The organism is Enterovirga sp. (assembly GCF_035325185.1).
Taxonomy (GTDB): domain Bacteria; phylum Pseudomonadota; class Alphaproteobacteria; order Rhizobiales; family Beijerinckiaceae; genus Enterovirga.
Genome location: NZ_DAOLAJ010000026.1, coordinates 23,638 through 41,909 on the forward strand (window position 1 = coordinate 23,638; position 18,272 = coordinate 41,909).

At 69.3% G+C, this 18,272-nt stretch carries 20 protein-coding genes; 8 read left to right on the top strand and 12 right to left on the bottom strand.

Annotated elements, in window-relative coordinates; all coding sequences use genetic code 11:
* Positions 1-118: 118 nt before the first annotated feature.
* The 4 genes from PKD06_RS07475 (at position 119) to PKD06_RS07490 (ending at position 4,102) form a co-directional block, all read left to right on the top strand.
* On the top strand, positions 119-859 hold the full coding sequence (locus PKD06_RS07475; RefSeq protein WP_324379163.1) for a 16S rRNA (uracil(1498)-N(3))-methyltransferase: 741 nt from the start codon (positions 119-121) through the stop codon (positions 857-859).
* A 110-nt stretch (positions 860-969) separates the two neighbouring features.
* Positions 970-2,340 (top strand): glutamate--cysteine ligase, encoded by a 1,371-nt coding sequence (locus PKD06_RS07480; RefSeq protein WP_324379165.1) that lies wholly within the window; start codon positions 970-972, stop codon positions 2,338-2,340.
* 409 nt (positions 2,341-2,749) lie between these two features.
* Positions 2,750-3,067 (top strand): DUF6481 family protein, encoded by a 318-nt coding sequence (locus PKD06_RS07485; protein ID WP_324379198.1) that lies wholly within the window; start codon positions 2,750-2,752, stop codon positions 3,065-3,067.
* A gap of 72 nt (positions 3,068-3,139) precedes the next feature.
* Positions 3,140-4,102, top strand: coding sequence for a DUF937 domain-containing protein (locus tag PKD06_RS07490; protein ID WP_324379167.1), 963 nt, complete (start codon positions 3,140-3,142; stop codon positions 4,100-4,102).
* 44 nt (positions 4,103-4,146) lie between these two features.
* Here PKD06_RS07490 and PKD06_RS07495 read toward each other — a convergent pair whose 3' ends face one another.
* Positions 4,147-4,317 (bottom strand): Flp family type IVb pilin, encoded by a 171-nt coding sequence (locus PKD06_RS07495; protein WP_324379169.1) that lies wholly within the window; start codon positions 4,315-4,317, stop codon positions 4,147-4,149.
* Positions 4,318-4,526: 209 nt separating this feature from the next.
* Between PKD06_RS07495 and thrB the strand changes: the two genes are divergently transcribed.
* Together thrB and rnhA are read left to right on the top strand one after the other, a co-directional pair.
* Positions 4,527-5,495: a homoserine kinase gene (thrB, locus tag PKD06_RS07500; RefSeq protein WP_324379171.1), complete on the top strand. Its 969-nt coding sequence runs from the start codon at positions 4,527-4,529 to the stop codon at positions 5,493-5,495.
* Positions 5,492-5,971: a ribonuclease HI gene (gene rnhA / locus PKD06_RS07505; protein ID WP_324379174.1), complete on the top strand. Its 480-nt coding sequence runs from the start codon at positions 5,492-5,494 to the stop codon at positions 5,969-5,971. Before thrB ends, rnhA begins: the two co-directional genes overlap by 4 nt.
* Here the strand turns inward: rnhA and PKD06_RS07510 are convergent.
* Positions 5,949-6,443 (bottom strand): peroxiredoxin, encoded by a 495-nt coding sequence (locus PKD06_RS07510; RefSeq protein WP_324379175.1) that lies wholly within the window; start codon positions 6,441-6,443, stop codon positions 5,949-5,951. The two genes, rnhA and PKD06_RS07510, sit on opposite strands and share 23 nt — an antisense overlap.
* 120 nt (positions 6,444-6,563) lie before the next feature.
* Between PKD06_RS07510 and PKD06_RS07515 the strand changes: the two genes are divergently transcribed.
* Complete coding sequence (locus PKD06_RS07515) at positions 6,564-7,190, top strand: YqgE/AlgH family protein (RefSeq protein ID WP_324379177.1); 627 nt, start codon at positions 6,564-6,566, stop codon at positions 7,188-7,190.
* A gap of 137 nt (positions 7,191-7,327) precedes the next feature.
* Here PKD06_RS07515 and PKD06_RS07520 read toward each other — a convergent pair whose 3' ends face one another.
* The 3 genes from PKD06_RS07520 to thrC all read right to left on the bottom strand — a co-directional run bounded on the left by PKD06_RS07520 (position 7,328) and on the right by thrC (position 13,057).
* A complete protein-coding gene (locus tag PKD06_RS07520; protein ID WP_324379200.1) occupies positions 7,328-10,174 on the bottom strand; it encodes an EAL domain-containing protein in 2,847 nt (948 codons plus the stop codon).
* 184 nt (positions 10,175-10,358) lie between these two features.
* Positions 10,359-11,645 (bottom strand): pitrilysin family protein, encoded by a 1,287-nt coding sequence (locus tag PKD06_RS07525; protein WP_324379179.1) that lies wholly within the window; start codon positions 11,643-11,645, stop codon positions 10,359-10,361.
* On the bottom strand, positions 11,642-13,057 hold the full coding sequence (gene thrC, locus PKD06_RS07530) for a threonine synthase (protein WP_324379180.1): 1,416 nt from the start codon (positions 13,055-13,057) through the stop codon (positions 11,642-11,644). The genes PKD06_RS07525 and thrC overlap by 4 nt, the downstream gene beginning before the upstream one ends.
* A gap of 172 nt (positions 13,058-13,229) precedes the next feature.
* On the opposite strand from thrC, the gene sugE reads away from it, so the two are divergent.
* Complete coding sequence (gene sugE / locus PKD06_RS07535; protein WP_324379182.1) at positions 13,230-13,544, top strand: quaternary ammonium compound efflux SMR transporter SugE; 315 nt, start codon at positions 13,230-13,232, stop codon at positions 13,542-13,544.
* Here the strand turns inward: sugE and PKD06_RS07540 are convergent.
* From PKD06_RS07540 to PKD06_RS07570, 7 genes are all read right to left on the bottom strand, one after another.
* Positions 13,528-14,283, bottom strand: coding sequence for an SURF1 family cytochrome oxidase biogenesis protein (locus PKD06_RS07540; RefSeq protein WP_324379184.1), 756 nt, complete (start codon positions 14,281-14,283; stop codon positions 13,528-13,530). The two genes, sugE and PKD06_RS07540, sit on opposite strands and share 17 nt — an antisense overlap.
* A complete protein-coding gene (locus PKD06_RS07545; protein WP_324379186.1) occupies positions 14,280-14,651 on the bottom strand; it encodes a DUF983 domain-containing protein in 372 nt (123 codons plus the stop codon). Before PKD06_RS07545 ends, PKD06_RS07540 begins: the two co-directional genes overlap by 4 nt.
* Positions 14,652-14,723: 72 nt before the next feature.
* Positions 14,724-15,578: a cytochrome c oxidase subunit 3 gene (locus PKD06_RS07550; protein ID WP_324379188.1), complete on the bottom strand. Its 855-nt coding sequence runs from the start codon at positions 15,576-15,578 to the stop codon at positions 14,724-14,726.
* 124 nt (positions 15,579-15,702) lie between these two features.
* On the bottom strand, positions 15,703-16,293 hold the full coding sequence (locus PKD06_RS07555) for a cytochrome c oxidase assembly protein (protein WP_324379190.1): 591 nt from the start codon (positions 16,291-16,293) through the stop codon (positions 15,703-15,705).
* Positions 16,294-16,295: 2 nt separating this feature from the next.
* Entirely contained in the window at positions 16,296-16,457 is a 162-nt protein-coding gene (locus PKD06_RS07560) for a hypothetical protein (protein WP_324379192.1), read from the bottom strand.
* Positions 16,457-17,434: a heme o synthase gene (locus PKD06_RS07565; RefSeq protein WP_324379194.1), complete on the bottom strand. Its 978-nt coding sequence runs from the start codon at positions 17,432-17,434 to the stop codon at positions 16,457-16,459. Before PKD06_RS07565 ends, PKD06_RS07560 begins: the two co-directional genes overlap by 1 nt.
* A 75-nt stretch (positions 17,435-17,509) precedes the next feature.
* On the bottom strand, positions 17,510-18,272 hold a 763-nt coding region (locus tag PKD06_RS07570), incomplete at its 5' end, for a cbb3-type cytochrome c oxidase subunit I (protein WP_324379196.1).

Below are 18,272 nucleotides of genomic sequence, written 5' to 3' on the forward strand. Positions count from 1 at the left end.
TTGGTGATCGACCGGCACAAGACGATGCGCCAAGCGTGGCGCCCGCCTTTCAGCCGTTGCTCGCGGACCTGAGAAATCACGAAATTGTGGCGGCTTTTGCGCCGATGGAGATTTACGCGTGGCGGGTTACGATTTCGGGGCCGCGCGCCTTTTCGTCGGGGACGACCTGGCGGAAGGCGCCGTGATCGCCCTGGCGCGGGAGGCGGCGCATTACCTGATCTCCGTGCTGCGCCTGCGGGAGGGCGAGGAGATCCTCGTCTTCAACGGGCGGGACGGCGAATGGCGGGCCGCCCTGGCGCCGTCGGGGCGGCGCGGGGGCGAGCTTCGGCTCCTCGCGCGGACGCGGCCTCAGCCGCGGGCGGACGGCCCCGCTCTGCTCTTCGCGCCCCTCAAGCACGCCCGGCTCGACTACGTGGTGCAGAAGGCGGTCGAGATGGGCGCGGGCGCCCTGCGGCCCGTCCTGACGCGGCGCACCGTCGCGACCCGCGTCAATCTCGAGCGCATGCGGGCCAACGCGATCGAGGCGGCCGAGCAATGCGGGATCCTGGCCGTCCCGGAGATCGCGCCCGAGGCGCGGCTCGACGTGGCGCTCGCGGCGCTCCCGCCCGGGCGGCTCCTCGTCTTCTGCGACGAGGACGCCCCGGTCGCCGATCCGGTCCGGGTCCTCGGCGCCGCGAGAAATGGGGAGGTCGCACTCCTCATCGGTCCCGAAGGAGGCTTCGATCCGGCCGAGCGCGAGGCGATTCTCGCCCGTCCCGCCATCTGCCGCCTGTCGCTCGGGCCGCGCATCCTGCGCGCGGACACGGCGGCGGTGGCGGCCCTGGCGCTGATCCAGGCGGTCCTGGGCGATTGGCGCTGAGGCGGGGGCCGGTGCGTTGCAGTGTCGCGGCGCGCGTCCTATAGCCGTCCCTTCCGGGAGGGCCGCCCGCCTCCTGCGGCGCGGGATCCGCCCGCTTCTCCGAGGTATGCATGGCGCGTGACGTCACCGACGCGGCACCGATCTCGTCGCGCGACGAGATGGTCGCCTGGATCGCGGCCGGCGAGAAGCCGCAGGCGTCCTGGCGGCTCGGGACCGAGCACGAGAAGATCCCCTTCTATCTCGCCGACAACAGTCCCGTCCCCTACGAGGGCGAGCGCGGAATCCGTGCTCTGCTGGAGGGATTGGGCGCCGCGGAGGGCTGGGAGCCGATCCTCGAGGCCGGCCGGCCGATCGGCCTTTCGGATCCCGAGGGAGGCGGAGCCGTCTCGCTGGAGCCGGGCGGCCAGTTCGAGCTGTCCGGCGCGCCCCTCGAGAGCGTGCACGGGACCGCCTCCGAGCTGGACCGTCACCTGCGCGCCCTGGGAGGGGTGGCCGCCCCGCTCGGCATCGGCTTCCTGACGCTCGGCATGAGTCCGAAATGGAGCCTGGCCGAGACCCCGGTCATGCCCAAGGGACGCTACGCCATCATGGCGGGCTACATGCCGAAGGTCGGAAGCCTCGGGCTCGACATGATGTTCCGGACGGCGACCGTCCAGACCAATCTCGACTTCTCCTCCGAGGCCGACATGGTGGCGAAGCTGCGCGCCTCGCTCGCCCTTCAGCCGGTCGCGGCGGCGCTCTTCGCCAATTCCCCCTTCACGGACGGCAAGCCCAACGGCTTTCTTTCGATGCGCTCGGAGATCTGGCGCGACACCGATGCCGGGCGGACCGGCATGATGCCCTTCGCCTTCGAGGACGGCATGGGCTACGAGGCCTATGTCGACTACGCGCTCGACGTGCCGATGTATTTCGTCAAGCGCGGCGACACCTATCACGATGTCACCGGACAGTCCTTCCGGGACCTTCTGGAGGGCCGGCTGCCCGGCTTGCCGGGCGAGCGCGCGACGATCTCGGACTGGGCCAACCACCTCTCGACCATCTTTCCCGAGGTGCGCCTCAAGCGCTTCCTCGAGATGCGCGGCTCCGATGTCGGCCCCGCGGCCATGATCGCGGCCCAGAGCGCCCTCTGGGCCGGGCTCCTCTACGACCGCGGGGCGCTGGACGGCGCCCTGGCCCTGATCGCGGGCTGGTCGGCCGCCATGCGGCAGGGGCTGAGGGACGAGGTTCCGCGGCTCGGGCTGAAGGCGCGGATCGAGGGGCGCAGCCTGCGGGATGTCGCTCGCGACGTCCTGGCGCTGGCCCGGGCTGGGCTCGCGCGCCGGGCGCGGCCGGACGCCTCGGGGCGCGACGAGACCGCCTATCTCGACCCGCTGGACGCGATCGTGGCGGAGGGGGCGACATCCGCCGAGATCTGGCTCGCGCGGTATGAGGGCGAATGGGGCCGCTCCGTCGATCCGGTCTTTGCCGAGGCGCGGTTCTAGAGCACGATCCGAAAAAGCGGTTGCCGGTTTTTCGCTGACGCGGACCTCCGGTTCGAAAAGATCGTGGTCGGACAACAAGCTGGATCGTGACGGCGACTCAGCGAAGGGCTGTCACGATCCAGAGGCTGTTATGCACTGACATCGGGACGCCTGCGCCCCGATAGCTTCTTGAATTTTCGCGCGATTCGGCGCACATGACGGGCTGATCCAATCGGCGTCGGCGGGCTTCGGTCTCCGACGGTCTCGGATCGATCCCCGCTTCATCGGATGGACGATGTGTCGCCGCCCGGCGCATGCCTCGTTCGGCCGGGCGGGTCTCGGCGGGCCGCGCGATCCTTCATGGCGGCCCCCTTACAGGGAGCAGGTTTTGCTGAAGGACCATAAGTTCACGGAGCGTGCCTCGACCTCGATGGCCGCGAAGCAGGCAATGCTCGAGCGCTTTCGGTCGCGCCCGGGGCCGAACGACCCCGCGGTGCAGGCGCGGCGGGCCGAGCGCGAGGCGGTCGCGCGAGCGCGCGAGGAGCGTCAAGCCGAGCGCGAGCGCCTGCGGCGCGAGGAGGAGGCCCGCAAGGAAGCCGAGAGGCTGGCTTTCGAGAAGTCCGAGCGCGAGCGCAAGGAGCGCGAGGAACTGGAGCGGGTCGAGCGGCAGATGGCCCTGGAAGCCGCCCAGAAGGCGGCGCGCGATGCGCGCTATGCTGCCCGCAAGGCCGCCAAGCGTCGCAAATAGTTCACCTTCCGGGCGGGTTTCAGCCTATCCTCAAGGCAGGAACGTGTTAGACCGGGATCCAGGGAAGGATCCATGGTCAATCTGGCTGATATCGCGCGCGAGGCGGGACAGGGTGGCGGGCTCGACGCCATGTCGAGGCAGCTCGGCCTGGACCCTGCCTCCACGGCGAGGGCCGTCGAGGCTCTGTTGCCCGCATTCACGCTGGCATTCCAGCGCCTCGTCCAGAATCCGGTCGCCTTCGCGGAATTCACGAAGGCGGTCACGTCGGGAGTCTATGCCTCCTTCTTCGACAATCCCGGCCGCGCGGACGCCGTCAGGAGCGGCATGGCGATCGTCGAGCAGCTGTTCCGCTCGCCCGAGGCGACGAAGCAGGTCGCGGCGCAGGCGGCGGCCCTCACCGGCATCGGCGTGCAGGCGATGCAGCAGGCGATGCCGATTCTCGCCGCGACGATCATCGGCGGCATGTTCCGCTACGCCACGGTCGAGGGATTCGCGGAGCTTCTGCGCCAGTGGGGCGACGCGCTGAAGATGGCGAGCGAGCAGCTCGACCCGCCCAAGCCTCAGGATCCCTGGTCGGCCTGGCAGAGGGCGGCGGGGCAGATGATCGGCCTGCGGTCGGAGCCGCTCCCTCCGCCGCCGAAGAAGACGATCTCGCTCCCCGATCCCGCCAATGTCCTCGACGCCTGGGTCTCGCTGGTCGGCGCGATGACGGGGCTCCCCGCCCCGGCTCCTGCCCGCGCGCCGGCGGCTCCCGCGCCGCGCAGGACGCCCGTCTTCACGCCGGAGGCTCCGCGCGCGCCCAGGCCCGATTTCGCCCGGCGGGACGATGCCGCCCCGGCGCCGCAATACGCCGAGGGGTCGGGAGATCCCTCGCAGGAGGAGCGTCCCGCCCCTCAGCAGAATGCGGGCGAGGAGCCGAATCCGTTCGAGGCGATGTCGCAAATGTTCGAGACCGGCCGCGAGATGCAGGCTCAGCACGTGGCGGCCTTCCAGTCCATCCTCGACAATGTCTGGGGCGCGGGACGCAAGAACTGAGCCGGAGGGGATTCGTCCAGCTCGTCCTCACGCCGCGTCGCGCTCTAGAAGCCCATCACCTGCGAGACGGCTTCGCTCACGCCTTCCCAGCGGGCTTTCGTCACCGTGCCGAGAAGCTTTCCTGCCGTGATCGCGGTGACCGCGAAGACCATGGCGACGAGCGCATATTCGAGCGCGGTCGCCCCTCGCTCATCCTGAAGCCATCGCCTGAACATGGAAAATCCGGGTTCAGCGTCTTCAGAGGCTGAAGGCGCATGCGGCACCTTAAGCTCGAAGTTCTTCCCAAGTCGTTTTGCTTTTCCCTTCGATCGAGGGGGACTCGACCGCCCCGGCCCCCGGCGGCGGGCGAAGGCGCCGGGCTTCTTGACAGCGCAGGCGTGCTTTCGCAGATGCGCGGCATGATGCTCGCACCCCCGACACGCTGATGGCCGTCTACACCGATGTCTCGGACGAGGAATTGCGAGCGTTTCTCGGCGGCTACGCGCTCGGCGACGTGCTCTCCTTCAAGGGCATCGCCGAGGGGGTCGAGAATTCGAACTTCTTTCTGCGCACGACGAGCGGCCCCTTCATCCTGACGCTCTATGAGAAGCGGGTGCGGGAGGAGGACCTTCCCTTCTTCCTCGGCCTCATGGACCATCTCGCCCATGGCGGGTTGAACTGCCCCGTTCCCGTATCGGACAGGCAGGGCAGGGCCCTCGGGCGCCTTGCCGGCCGCCCGGCGGTCATCGTGACGTTTCTCGAGGGACTCGCGATTCGCAAGCCGACGGCGCAGCATTGCCGGGCCGTCGGCGCGGCCCTGGCGCGGCTGCACGAGGCGGGGCGCGGCTTCCCGCTGGAGCGGCCGAACGCGCTCTCCCTGCCCGGCTGGCGGCCGCTTTTCGCGCGGGCCGAAGGCGAGGCCGACAGCGTCTCGCCCGGCCTCGGCGACCGCATCCGGGCCGAGCTGGACCATCTCGAGAAAGTCTGGCCGCGCGGCCTCCCCTCGGGAATCATCCATGCCGATCTCTTCACCGACAATGTCTTCTTCATCGGCGGGGAGCTGTCGGGGCTGATCGATTTCTATTTCGCCTGCCAGGATGCCTTCGCCTACGACCTGGCGATCTGCCTCAACGCCTGGTGCTTCGAGCCTGATGCCTCCTTCAACGTCACGAAGGGCACCGCGATGATCGCCGGCTATCAGAGCGTGCGGCCGCTGGAGGAGGCGGAGGTCGCGGCCTTGCCGATCCTCGGGCGCGGCTCGGCCCTGCGCTTCATGCTGACGCGCCTCGTCGACTGGCTGAACGTGCCGCCCGGCGCCCTCGTCCGCCCCAAGGATCCGCTGGAATACGATCGCAAGCTCGCCTTCCACAGGCGCGTCCGCGGCGCCGCCGATTACGGCTGGGTGCGCGCATGAGCGAGGGCGTCACGATCTATACGGACGGCGCCTGCTCGGGAAATCCGGGCCCGGGAGGCTGGGGCGCGCTGCTCCTCTTCGGGGAGCGGGAGAAGGAACTGACGGGCGCGGAGCCGCTCACCACCAACAACCGCATGGAGCTGATGGCCGCGATCTCGGCGCTCGAGGCGCTGAAGCGCCCCTGCATCGTCGATCTGCACACCGATTCCCAATATGTCCGCAACGGCATCACTGCCTGGATTTCCGGCTGGAAGCGGAAAGGATGGCGGACGGCCGGCAACAAGCCGGTCAAGAACGAGGATCTGTGGAAGCGGCTCGATGCGGCGCGCGAGCGCCATCGGGTGAACTGGCACTGGGTCAAGGGCCATGCCGACGACGTGCGCAACAACCGCGTCGACGGCCTGGCCCGCCGCGCGATCGAGGAGATGCGCACGGCGGGCCGACCGGAAAACGCTACTCCCCGCCGAGCGACTTGAGCAGCGACTCGGCGCTGGAGACGTCGGCCTTGCCCGGCGCGTCCTCGACCGCGATCGAGCGCACGACGCCGTCATCGACGACCATGGCATAGCGCTGCGAGCGGATGCCGAGGCCGAAGCCCGAGCCGTCGAAGGAGAGGCCGATCGCCCTGGCGAAGTCGCCGTTGCCGTCCGAGAGCATCTCGACCTTGCCGTCGGCGCCGGACGCGGCGCTCCAGGCTTTCTGCACGAAGACGTCATTGGTCGAAGTGACCAGGATCGCGTCGATGCCGGCCGCCTTGATGTCGTCCGCATGCTGGATATAGCCCGGCAGGTGGTTGCGGTCGCAGGTCGGCGTGAAGGCGCCCGGGACCGCCACCAGCACGACCTTGCGGCCCTTGAACAGATCCTCCGTGGTCTTGGCCGCGGGTCCGTCCGGGGTCATCACCCGGAAGGTCGCCTGCGGGAGCGTGTCGCCTGCCTTGATCGCCATGAACGAGGGTCCTCTCTGACTGGAGGCGGCTTAGCGCGGCCTCGCGCCGCAGTCGAGCGGGAAGGGGCGGGCTGCGTCATGCCGGGTGGACAAGGCTGCTCCCGCGCGTAGCATGACGGCATGCGCACGCACGCTTCCCGCCCTGCCGGCTCCTCCACCCCGCGCGGCAGCGGCTATCTCGACGGCCAGATGCTGGTGGCGATGCCCGGCATGCTGGACGAGCGCTTCCAGCGCACCGTGATCTATCTGTGCGCCCATTCGGCGGAAGGCGCGATGGGGATCGTGATCAACCGGCGTGCCGCCGATCTGAGCTTTCCCGATCTCCTGGTCCAGCTCGGCATTATCCAGGAGGGGGAGGGGATCCGCCTGCCCAGCAGCGTCGAGGACATGAACGTGCTGATGGGAGGGCCGGTCGAAACCAGCCGCGGCTTCGTCCTGCATACGCCGGATTTCTTCATCGACGATTCGACCTTGCCGATCGACGACGGCATCTGCCTGACGGCGACGATCGACATCCTGCGGGCGATCGCCCATGGCCGGGGCCCGTCGAGTGCGGTGCTCGCGCTCGGCTATGCCGGCTGGTCGCCCGGCCAGCTCGAAAGCGAGATCCAGGCCAATGGCTGGCTCAACTGCCCTGCCGATCCCACCCTGATCTTCGGCACGGGGCTCGATGCCAAATACGATCTCGCCCTGCGCAAGATCGGCATCGACCTCGCCATGCTGTCGAGCGAGGCCGGGCACGCCTGAGGGGCCGCGGCAGGCGAGGAGCACCAGGGCACGCCTTCCCGGCTTGACTTCGCTCCCCGCTTGTCATCCCCGGCCGAAGCGAAGCGGAGGGGATGACAAGGGCGCGCGCTTCACCCCTTTCGAGACGACGCTTGACGTCATGCCGCGTCGGCGCGGCCCGCGCCGACGAGGTCGCGCGCCTGGGCGAGGCTCATGGCCTCGCCGAAGACGAAGCCCTGGGCATAGTCGCAGCCGAGGTGGAACAGCTCGATCGCCTCGCTCTCGCTCTCGGCGCCTTCGGCCACGATCTGGAGGCCCAGTTCCTGGGCGAGCCGCACGATCGAGCGCAGGATCACGGGGCGGCCCTGCGACAGCTCGCGCACGAAGGACTGGTCGATCTTGAGCGTGTCGAAGGGGAAGCGCTGGAGATAGGACAGGGCCGAATAGCCGGTCCCGAAATCGTCGAGCGAGAGCCCCGCCCCCAGCTCCCGGATGCGGGTCAGGAGCTGCGCCGCATATTCCGGGTTCTCCATCACGAGGCTCTCGGTCAGTTCGAGCTTGAGCGAGCCGGGCGCGATCGGCGAGCGGGACATGATGGATTTCAGGTCGTGCAGGAGGTCGTGCTTGAGCAATTGGCGGCTCGAGACGTTGACCGAAGCGAAGATCGGCGGGTCGACGTCGAGGGCCGCCTGCCAGACGGCGAGTTCCCGCGCGGTGGTGTCGAGGGCGAAAAGGCCGAGATCGACGATCAGCCCGGTCTCCTCCGCCAGCGGGATGAAGGTCTGGGGCCCGATCGCGCCGAAGCGCGGATGGTCCCAGCGCAGCAGGGCCTCGAAGCCGGCAATGGTGCGGTCCTCGAGCCGGACGATCGGCTGGAAGGCGACGCGCATCTCCCCGCGGTCGAGGGCGCGGCGCAGGTCGCTTTCGAGCCCGAGCCGGTCGCCGCGCGTGGTCTGGCGCATGGCCGCGTCGTAGCGCTCCACCTGGTCGCCGCCGAGGCGCTTGCCGTGGGCGACGGCGATTTCCGCCCGCCGCAGCAGATCCTCCGGCTTGATCGGCGCGCGCGGATCGTGGCGGGCGATGCCGAGCGAGGCGGTGAGGAAGATCTCGCGCTCCGCATAGGTGACGGGGTTGGCCACCGCTTGGCGGAGCTGTTCGGCGAGCACGTCGATGCCCTTGTCGTCCTGCTCCGACAGGAGCAGCACGGCGAAGACGTCGCCGGAAAGGCGGGCGAGCGTATCCTGCGGGCGGAGGAGGCGTCCCAGCCGGCGCGACAGGGTGAGAAGGATCGAATCGCCGGCCGAATGGCCGACCGAATCGTTCACATGCTTGAAGCGGTCGATATTTGCGACGAGGACGGTCGGGCGCCATTCGTCGTCCTCGGCGCCGAGCGCGATCGAGGCGTCGAGGCGGTCCAGGAAGAGGCGCCGGTTCGGCAGGCCCGTCAGGTTGTCGTGCACGGCGTCCTGGAGAAGCCGCTCCTCCGCCGTCTTGGCGTCGGTGACGTCGGCGAGGGTGCCGATGATGCGGATCACTTCCCCGTCCGTGCCGATGACGGGGCGCGCCTTCAGCCGAAACCAGTGATAGGGCCCCGCGCTCGATTGCAGGCGGAAATCGCGCCGCAGCCGCCCGCGCCGGCTTTCGATCACTGCATCCATGGCCGTGCGGTACTGGTCGCGGTCCTGGGGATGGACGGCGTCCAGCCAGTCGAGCGCCGCCCCGCCGAGGGTGCCGCGCTTGAGGCCCAGGATGTGCTCCACCTCCGGCGAGACGAAGACCTTGTCGCCGGGCACGTCCCAGTCGAAGACCATGTCGCCGGAGCCGGCAAGGGCGAGGGCGCGCCGCTCCGCATCGCCCGAATGGGGCCCCGCGATCGTCCCGCCCGAGAAGGCGTGCTGCATCACGGTGAAGCCGATCAGCATGACGATGAGCACGAGCCCGCCGATCAGCGCCGGCTGGGCGAGGTCGCTGTCGATGGTGCCGAGGACCGTGAGTGCGGCGGCGAGGACCCAGGCGCAGAGCAGGAGCCAGGTCGGGATCAGCATGATCGCCCGGTCGAAGCCGCGCAGGGCGAGGTTCAGCACGAGGGCGAGGCCCACCACGGCGAGCACGCCGATCGAGATGCGCGAGACGCCGGCCGCCGTCGGCGGGTCGATGACCGCGAAGCCCGCGAGGGCGCCGAGGAACAGGAGCCAGATCAGGCTCACCGTGCCGTAGCGGATATGCCAGCGGTTGAGATGCAGATAGGCGAAGAGGAAGACGAGGAGCGTCGCGGCCAGCACCGCCTCCGCGCAGGAGCGGTAGATGCGCTCGACCTGGTCGGAGATGAGGAAGATGCGCTGGAAGAAGCCGAAATCGATGCAGGCATAGGCGAGGACCGCCCAGGCGAGCGCCGCCGCCGCCGGAAAGATCAGGGCTCCCTTCACCACGAAGACGATGGTGAGGAACAGGGCGAGGAGCCCCGCGATGCCGATGATGATGCCCTTGTAGAGGGTCAGTCCGTTCAGCTTGCGCCGGTAGGCGTCCGCCTCCCAGAGCGTGACCTGCCCCACCTCCGGCGCGGCCAGCTCCGCGACATAGGTGACCGTCGTGCCGGGATCGAGCGTGATCTGGAAGACGTCGGCATCGGGCGAGGGTTCCCGCTCGGGCCGGATGCCCTCGCTCGCCGTGATGGCCGCGATCCGGGTCGAGCCGAGATCGGGCCAGATGACGCCCGAGCCCACGAGGCGGAAATGGGGCACGACGAGCAGCCGCTCGATCTGCTCGTCGGAGGAATTGGTCAGCGCGAAGGCGATCCAGCCCTGGCTGGTGCTCCCCTCGCGGGCCTTGACCGCGATGCGCCGGACGATGCCGTCCCGGCCCGGGGCGATCGAGATCTGGATCGTGTCGCCGGTCGATTCGTAGCGCTCGATCTTGCTGGTGAGATCGATGGCGGTGCTGCGCGGGGTGACGCGCACGGCGTCGAGGGCGAAAGCCGCCCGCGGCAGCGCCGCGAGGCCGGCCAGCGCGGCGATGAGGACGAGAAGGGCGCGAACGAAAGGCAAGGTTGGAAGGGGTCCGGGTCCTGTCAGCCGGCTTCATGCTCCGTATCGGGCGCGGAGCCTACCGGCAAGGAGAAGAGGGGTGGACGCGCGCGAGCCGCGGGCGGAATCGTGGATTGGATAAGCTTTGCGGCCGAATGAGGTCGCCTCAGGCGCGAAGCCCGGCGGCGATCTGTCCGATCGGCGGGAGCGAGCGGATGGGACCGATGGCGGCGAGCGTGACCGGCCCGGCGAGGGCCCGCCGTCCGGCGGCCCGGACCTCCTCGACCGTGACCGCGTCGACATCGGCGATCGTCTCGGCGGCCGGAATGATGCGCCCCCAGGCGAGAAGCTGGCGGGCGGCGCGCTCGATCCGCCCGCCGGGCGTCTCGAGGGCGGCGAGAAGGGAGACCTTCAGGGCGGCCTTGGCGCGGGCCAGCTCCTCCCCGGCGAGGGTTTCCGCCGTGGCCCGGGCGGTCGCGATCGAGACCTCGACGACCTCCGCGAGGTCTTCGGCCGCGGTGCCCGCGCCGATGCCGAAGAGGCCGCAATCGGCGAAGGGCCAGTGGAAGGCGTCGATGGCATAGGCGAGGCCGCGCGTCTCGCGCACCTCGTGCCAGAGACGCGAGGTCAGCCCTCCGCCGAGCGCATGGGCGAACATGTGGATGGGGAAATAGGCCGGATCGCGGAAGGAGAGGCCCGGAAGGCCGATCACGACATTGGCCTGTTCCAGCCGTCGCTTCAGCCGCTCCTCGCCGCCCGTATAGGCGCCGGGCTGGCAGGCGGGCGCCTCGCGCGCCGGCAGATGGCCGAGCGCGGCCTCGGCCGCGGCGACGATTCGCTCGTGCTCCACCGCCCCGGCCGCGGCCAGCACCATGCGGCCCGGCGTGTATTCGCGCGCGATGAAGGCCCGGATGCGGTCGGCGTCGAAGTGCCGGATGGTGTCCGGCCGCCCGAGGATGGGACGGCCGATCGCCTGGCCCGCGAAGGCGTGCTCCATGAAGGCGTCGTTGACGAGGTCGTCGGGCGAATCCTCGACCGAGGCATATTCCTGGAGGATCACGTTGATCTCGCGGCGCAGCTCCGCCCGGTCGAAGACCGACTCGGTCAGGATGTCGCCGAGCACGTCGATCGCAAGGCCCACATCCTCGGCGAGGACGCGCGCCGAGTAATGCGTGAATTCCGTCGAGGTCGCCGCGTTGATCTCGCCGCCGACATTCTCGATGTCCTCCGCGATGCGGCGTGCGCTGCGCCGCGTCGTGCCCTTGAAGGCCATGTGTTCGAGGAGATGCGAGAGGCCGTGCTCGTCGGGCCGCTCGTGGCGCGAGCCGGCCGCGACCCAGATGCCCACCGTCGCCGTGCGCACGTCCGGCAAGGTCTCGGTCGCGACCGTGACGCCGTTTTCCAGCTTCGAGATGCGGATGCCGTCGGCCTCCGGCACGGACCCGTCCGTCACGCCGCCCGTTCCCGCACGGCGCGGGCCTCGCGCCGCAGATGCGCCGCCACGGCCTCGACATCGTTCGGCAGGACGGTGAGCCGCTCTTCGCGATCGAGCAGATCGGCGAGATGAGGCGGCAGGGCCGGGCGGATCCCCGAGGCGGCCTCGACCGCGTCGGGGAACTTCGCGGGATGGGCCGTCGAGAGCGCAATGACCGGGGTGCCGGGCTCGCTGGCGAGACGGGAGCGGGCCGCGGCGACAGCGATGGCGGTGTGGGGGTCGAGCAGATAGCCCGCCTCGCGCGAGGTCCGGCCGATCTCGGCGGCAACGCCTGCCTCGTCCACCGCCTGCGCGTCGAACTCGCTTCTGATTCTCGCCAGCGTTCCGGCATCGATGGCGAAGGCGCCCGATTGCCTGAGCGAGCCCATGGCGGCGCGCACCGGGGCGGGGTCGCGTCCTCCGGCCTCGAAGAGAAGCCGCTCGAAATTGGACGAGACCTGGATGTCCATCGAGGGCGAGGTCGTCGGCACGACGCCCGTGACCTCGTAGCGGCCTCCGGCGAGGGCGCGGACCAGGATGTCGTTGGCATTGGTCGCGATGGTGAGGCCGGCGACGGGCAGGCCCATGCGCTTGGCGACCCAGCCGGCGAGGACGTCGCCGAAATTGCCCGTGGGCACGCTGAACGATACCTTGCGGTGCGGCGAGCCGAGAACGACGGCGGAGGTGACGTAATAGACCGCCTGGGCGGCGACGCGCGCCCAGTTGATCGAGTTGACGCCGGACAGGCGCATCTCGGTGCGGAAATCCTCGCGCCCGAACAGCGCCTTCACGATCGCCTGGCAATCGTCGAACGAGCCCTCGACGGCGAGGGCGCGGACGTTGGGCGCGGCGACCGTCGTCATCTGCCGGCGCTGGACCTCCGAGACGCGCCCGTGCGGATAGAGGATGAAGACGTCCGCCCGCCGCGAGCCCTCGAAGGCCGCGACGGCGGCGCTGCCGGTATCGCCCGAGGTCGCCCCGACGATGGTCGCCCTCTGGCCGCGCGCCTCCAGGACATGGTCCATGAGGCGGCCGAGCAGCTGCATCGCCACGTCCTTGAAGGCGAGGGTCGGGCCGTGGAAGAGTTCCAGCACGAAGAGGTTGTCGCCGAGCTGCACGAGGGGGCAGGTGGCCGGGTGGCGGAAGCCCGCATAGGCTTCGCGCGTCATGCGGCGCAGGGCGCCGGGTTCGAACTCGCCGCCCGAGAGCCGCGTCAGCACGTCCTCGGCGACCTCCGCATAGGGACGGCCGGCAAAGGCCGCGATCTCGGCTGGGGCGAGGGCCGGGAAGCTCTCGGGCCAGTAGAGGCCGCCATCGCTGGCGAGGCCCGTCATCAGGGCGTCGGTGAAGGGGAGGGCGGGCGCCTCCCCGCGGGTCGAGACGTGCAGCATGGGGCCGTCCTAACGGATTTTCGGGCGGGGTGGACCCGGCCCGCGAGAAGAAAATGCGTTGCGGATCCCCTCCGACTTCTCCCTGCCAGCGGGGAGAGGGATCCCCTGCGGGCTGTCAACGCCATATGCGATGCGCTTGCCCCGGCCCGGCACGCGCACTACCCCTGTGCGGGTGACTTGGCTCATTCTTTTCATCGCCGGCCTGTTCGAGGTCGGCTGGGCGATCGGCCTCAAATATACCGAGGGTTTCACCCGCCCCCTCCCGACGATCCTGACGCTGGTTTCCATGGCCGCGAGCGTCGTGCTTCTCGGCGTCGCGCTGAGGACCCTGCCCGTGGGAACGGGCTATGCGGTTTGGACGGGGATCGGGACGGTCGGCACGGCGATCCTCGGCATCGCCCTCTTCGGCGATCCTGCGACGCTCGCGCGCCTCGCCTGCATCGGCCTGATCCTGGCCGGGATCGTCGGGCTCAAGATCGCCGGCTGAGCCGGCTCCTTGCGAAGACGGCGAAAACCACGACGAGTGCCGCCGCGAGTCCGAACCACGTGAGGGCATATTGCAGGTGGTCGTTGCGCAGGGCGAGCCGCGTCTGGCCGCCGCGCGGCCATCCGTCGGGATTGGGCGTCGAATCGGCATCGACATAGAAGGGCGCGAGCCGCTCGAGGCCGCGTGCCCGCGCCATGTCGTCGAGGTTGCGGACCCACCAATGCTCGCTTGCGGGGATGTTCTCCGGCATGAACCAGCCGCGCGTCTCGGGCGCGCGCACGAGGCCGGTGACGCTCGCTCTCGCCGGGGCCGCGCGGAGGGCGGCCACGGTCGCGTCCCGCAATGGCGCCGGCACGAAGCCGCGGTTGATCATCACGAGCGAGCCGTCCGCGCGCTTCAGCGGCACGAAGAGATAGAAGCCCTGCGTCGCCTGGCGCGGGCGCAGCTCGGCAAGGCCGTTCAGCGCGATCAGCCGGTCAGCCTGGAAATCGCCTTCGAGATGCACGCGGCGGAACTCGTCCTCGGCCGCGCGCCAGCCCGGCCAGTCGCGCTCGGCCGCGACCTCGCCCGGCTCGCCATGGGCGCGGGCCTCGATCTGGCGCAGCAGGTCTTCCTTCCACGCCTTGCGCTCGAGCTGCCAGACGCCGAGCGACAGCAGGATCGCGAGGGCGGCGAGGGTCGCGAGAAATGGCGCGGCCAGGGAGCGCAACGCACCCGGCCGCGGAAGGGATGCGCTCAACGCTTGAGGCGCCCCTGTTCGGCCTTATGCCGGTATTGGAGCGCGATGAGCAGGCCCTTGGCCGGCCGCACCAGGATGAGGCTGAGCCCCAGGGTCAGCGGAATCCACAGGAGGGCGTGAAGCCAGAGCGGCGGCTCGTAGGAGAATTCCACGATCATCGCGCAGAGCACGACCACGAAGCCGACGAGGCTCATGACGAAGAAGGCTGGCCCGTCGCCCGAATCGGCGAAGGCGAAATCGAGTCCGCAGACCTCGCAGGAGGGGCGCAGCGTCAGGAAGCCGCCGAAGAGCCGGCCCCGCCCGCAGCGCGGACAGCGGCAGGCGAGGCCCGTCGGGAGGGCGGGGGGAGGGGAGCGGTCGTAGTTCAATTCGCGATCCTTCGGGCCTCCGTAACGCGAAAGGGCGGCCGAAGCCGCCCTCCCGTGCCGGATGGCGCGGCGTCAGTGCGCCGCAGGAGTCCCCGCTCCCCACACGTAGATGGAGGCGAAGAGGAACAGCCAGACGACGTCGACGAAGTGCCAGTACCAGGCGGCGAACTCGAAGCCGAGATGCTGCTGCGGCGTGAAGTGGCCCCAATAGACCCGCAGCAGGCAGACGGCGAGGAAGATCGTGCCGATGATGACGTGGAAGCCGTGGAAGCCCGTCGCCATGAAGAAGGTGGCGCCGTAGATGTGGCCGGAGAAGCCGAAGGCCGCGTGGCTGTACTCGTAGGCTTGGCAGAGCGTGAACAGCAGGCCGAGGATGACCGTGAGCCAGAGCCCCTGCTTCACGCCCTCCCGGTCGCCTTCCAGCAGCGCATGATGCGCCCAGGTGACCGTCGTGCCGGAGGTGAGCAGGATCAGCGTGTTGAGCAGCGGCAGGTGCCAGGGGTCGAAGGTCTGGATGCCGTGGGGCGGCCAGCCGCCGAGCTTCTCGGCCCGCATGAACTGGTGGGGCTCGGTCGGGAAGAGGGCGACGTCGAAATAGGCCCAGAACCAGGCGACGAAGAACATCACCTCGGAGGCGATGAACATCATCATGCCGTAGCGGTGATGGAGCTGGACGACGCGGGTGTGATGGCCCCCGGGCCCCGCCTCGTAGGTCACGTCGGTCCACCACGAGATCATCGTGTAGAGGATGCCGAGCAGTCCGAGGCCGAACACGTAGGGACCGAGCTTGAAGGTGCCGGGCCCCAGATCCTTCATCGTCATGACGAGGCCGATCGCCATGATGAAGGCGGCCGTAGCGCCGATCAGCGGCCAGGGGCTCGGATCGACCAGGTGATAGTCGTGCTTGACGTCGCTCGAATCTGCCATCGCCACTCTCCGCCGGCGGCGCTCGTGCCCCGCCCGCATCTCGTCCCCGATTAAGCTCCCGAGGGAGCCCTTGTCATCCCGTCCCGGCTGTGCCCGGCGCTTTTTCAAGCCCGCCGCGACCCCGTCACAAGCTCGTCTTCGTGCTGCCCGTGATGGCCGGCTGGCCCTTCCGGGACGCGAAATAGGTGTAGGACAAGGTGATCGCGCTCAGCCCGGCCAGCGTCTTGTCCTTCGCGATCTCCGGGTCGACATAGAAGACCACCGGAAAATCCATCGTCTCGCCCGGCTGGAGCGTCTGCTCGTCGAAGCAGAAGCACTTCATCTTCACGAAGAAGGCGCCGGCCTGGTCGGGCTGGACGTTGTAGGTGGCGACGCCCGTCGCGGCGCGCGACCCCTCGTTCTTCACGCGGAAGAACAAGGTCTGCGTCTCGCCGATCCGCACCCGGATCTCCGGCGTCTCCGCCTTGAAGCTCCAGGACAGGCCGGGGGCGACGTTGGTGTCGAACCGGACGTCGACCGTCCGGTCGAGCACCTCGCTCGCGCCTGTCGAGCGGATGATCGGGGTGCCGTCGAAGCCGGTGAGCCGGCAAAACATGCCGTAGAGCGGCACGGCCGCATAGGCCGCGCCCAGCATGAGGACCGCGAAGCCGGCGCAGCCGATCAGCGTCGCACGCCGGGCGCGCGCATTGCCGATATGGGTGGGCGGAGCATTCATGGTCACAGCGGCCGGTTCAGGACCTGCGGCCCGAGCTTGGCGATCGTGACCGCATAGAAGAGAAGCACCATGAAGCCGAGGGAAAGCGCGATCGCGATCGAGCGTGCGCGGCGGCGGCGGGCCTCCTCGGAGGCGGGTCCGGGCCTGTCGTCGTTCGCGGCCATCACGCCTCGAAGCCCGGAATGCTCCTCGACAGGCCGAGCCCATGCTCTGCGAGAAGCGCGGCGAAGAGGAGGAAGAGGTAGAGGATCGAGAAGCCGAAAAGCTCCATGGCGGCCCGGTCGGCGGCCTTGCCCTCGCGGCGCAGGAAGACCTTGAGCGCGAGAGCGATCATCCCCGCCCCGCCGAGAACCGCGACGAGCGTATAGGCGAGGGCGCCGAAGCCGAGCCAGGTCGGCAGGAGTCCGAGTGGCGCAAGGATCAGCGTATAGGCGAGGATCTGCCGGCGCGTCGCATCGGGGCCTGCGACGTTGGGCAGCATCGGAATGCCCGCCCGGCCGTAATCGCCCGCCTTCACCAGCGCCAGCGCCCAGAAATGGGGCGGCGTCCACATGAAGATGATGGCGAAGAGCACGAGCGAATCGAGATGGACCGTCCCGGTGACGGCCGCCTGGCCGACGACGGGGGGGAGGGCGCCCGCCGCCCCGCCAATGACGATGTTCTGGGCCGTCCAGCGCTTCAGGCCCATCGAATAGACCACGACATAGAAGAAGATGGTGAAGGCCAGGAGCGCCGAGGCAAGCCAGTTGGCGATCACGCCGAGCACGATCACCGAGGCGCAGGAGAGGAACAGGCCGAAGGCGAGGGCCTCCTCCCGCGTCACCTTGCCCGCCGGAATGGGGCGCGTGCGGGTACGCGACATGACGGCGTCGATATCGGCATCCCACCACATGTTGAGGCAGCCCGAGGCGCCGGCCCCGACCGCGATCATGAGGAGAGAGGCGGCGGCGACGATGGGATGGGTGTCCGAGGGCCCCACGACCATGCCGACGAGCGCCGTGAACACCACGAGGAACATCACCCGCGGCTTCAGCAGCTCGATATAGTCGCGGACCTCGCCAGAGGACGAGAGGCTCGCGCTCCTCCGGGCCAGCGCGGAACCGGCCCTGTCTCCAGCAATGATCTCTGCGGCGGAAGGCATCTTGCGCGTCTTGTCCAGGGCGGCGCGTCACGGCCGCGTGAGGCGGGGCGGCTGCGACGCCGCCCCGTCAGGGTGTCAGTGGTGCTCCGTGTCGGCGATGACCGGCAGCGTCTCGTATTGATGGAAGGGGGGCGGGGAGGACAGGGTCCATTCCAGCGTCGTCGCTCCCTCGCCCCACGGGCTGTCCGCGGCCTGCTCCTTGTTCTGGAAGGCTTTCCAGACGCCGTAGATGAAGACGAGGATGCCGATCGCGAAGATGTAGGAGCCGATGGAGGCGACCCGGTTCCAGCCCGCGAAGGCATCCGGGTAATCGGCATAGCGCCGCGGCATGCCCGCGAGCCCGAGGAAGTGCATCGGGAAGAAGAGGACGTTGGCGCCGATGAAGGCGATCCAGAAATGGAGGATGCCGATCGATTCCGGGATGATCCGGCCCGTCATCTTGGGGAACCAGTAATAGACGCCGCCGAAGATCATGAAGACGGCGCCGAGCGACAGCACGTAGTGGAAATGCGCCACGACGTAATAGGTGTCGTGCATGTAGCGGTCGACGCCGGCATTGGCCAGGACGACGCCCGTCACGCCGCCGACGGTGAAGAGGAAGATGAAGCCGATCGCCCAGTGCATCGCGGCGCTGAAGCGGATCGAGCCGCCCCACATGGTCGCGATCCAGGAGAAGATCTTCACGCCCGTCGGCACCGCGATGACCATGGTCGCGAAGACGAAATAGGCCTGCGTCTGGAGCGAGAGCCCGACCGTATACATATGGTGCGCCCACACGACGAAGCCGACGACGCCGATCGCCACCATCGCATAGGCCATGCCGAGATAGCCGAAGATC

Bases quoted from the DNA above. Each gene is read 5' to 3' on its own strand.
- PKD06_RS07480 (WP_324379165.1), top strand. From the start codon at position 970: ATGGCGCGTGACGTCACCGACGCGGCACCGATCTCGTCGCGCGACGAG.
- PKD06_RS07485 (WP_324379198.1), top strand. From the start codon at position 2,750: ATGGCCGCGAAGCAGGCAATGCTCGAGCGCTTTCGGTCGCGCCCGGGG.
- PKD06_RS07490 (WP_324379167.1), top strand. From the start codon at position 3,140: ATGGTCAATCTGGCTGATATCGCGCGCGAGGCGGGACAGGGTGGCGGG.
- PKD06_RS07495 (WP_324379169.1), bottom strand. From the start codon at position 4,317: ATGTTCAGGCGATGGCTTCAGGATGAGCGAGGGGCGACCGCGCTCGAA.
- thrB (WP_324379171.1), top strand. From the start codon at position 4,527: ATGGCCGTCTACACCGATGTCTCGGACGAGGAATTGCGAGCGTTTCTC.
- rnhA (WP_324379174.1), top strand. From the start codon at position 5,492: ATGAGCGAGGGCGTCACGATCTATACGGACGGCGCCTGCTCGGGAAAT.
- PKD06_RS07510 (WP_324379175.1), bottom strand. From the start codon at position 6,443: ATGGCGATCAAGGCAGGCGACACGCTCCCGCAGGCGACCTTCCGGGTG.
- PKD06_RS07515 (WP_324379177.1), top strand. From the start codon at position 6,564: ATGCGCACGCACGCTTCCCGCCCTGCCGGCTCCTCCACCCCGCGCGGC.
- thrC (WP_324379180.1), bottom strand. From the start codon at position 13,057: ATGCTGCACGTCTCGACCCGCGGGGAGGCGCCCGCCCTCCCCTTCACC.
- PKD06_RS07550 (WP_324379188.1), bottom strand. From the start codon at position 15,578: ATGGCAGATTCGAGCGACGTCAAGCACGACTATCACCTGGTCGATCCG.
- PKD06_RS07555 (WP_324379190.1), bottom strand. From the start codon at position 16,293: ATGAATGCTCCGCCCACCCATATCGGCAATGCGCGCGCCCGGCGTGCG.
- PKD06_RS07560 (WP_324379192.1), bottom strand. From the start codon at position 16,457: ATGGCCGCGAACGACGACAGGCCCGGACCCGCCTCCGAGGAGGCCCGC.
- PKD06_RS07565 (WP_324379194.1), bottom strand. From the start codon at position 17,434: ATGCCTTCCGCCGCAGAGATCATTGCTGGAGACAGGGCCGGTTCCGCG.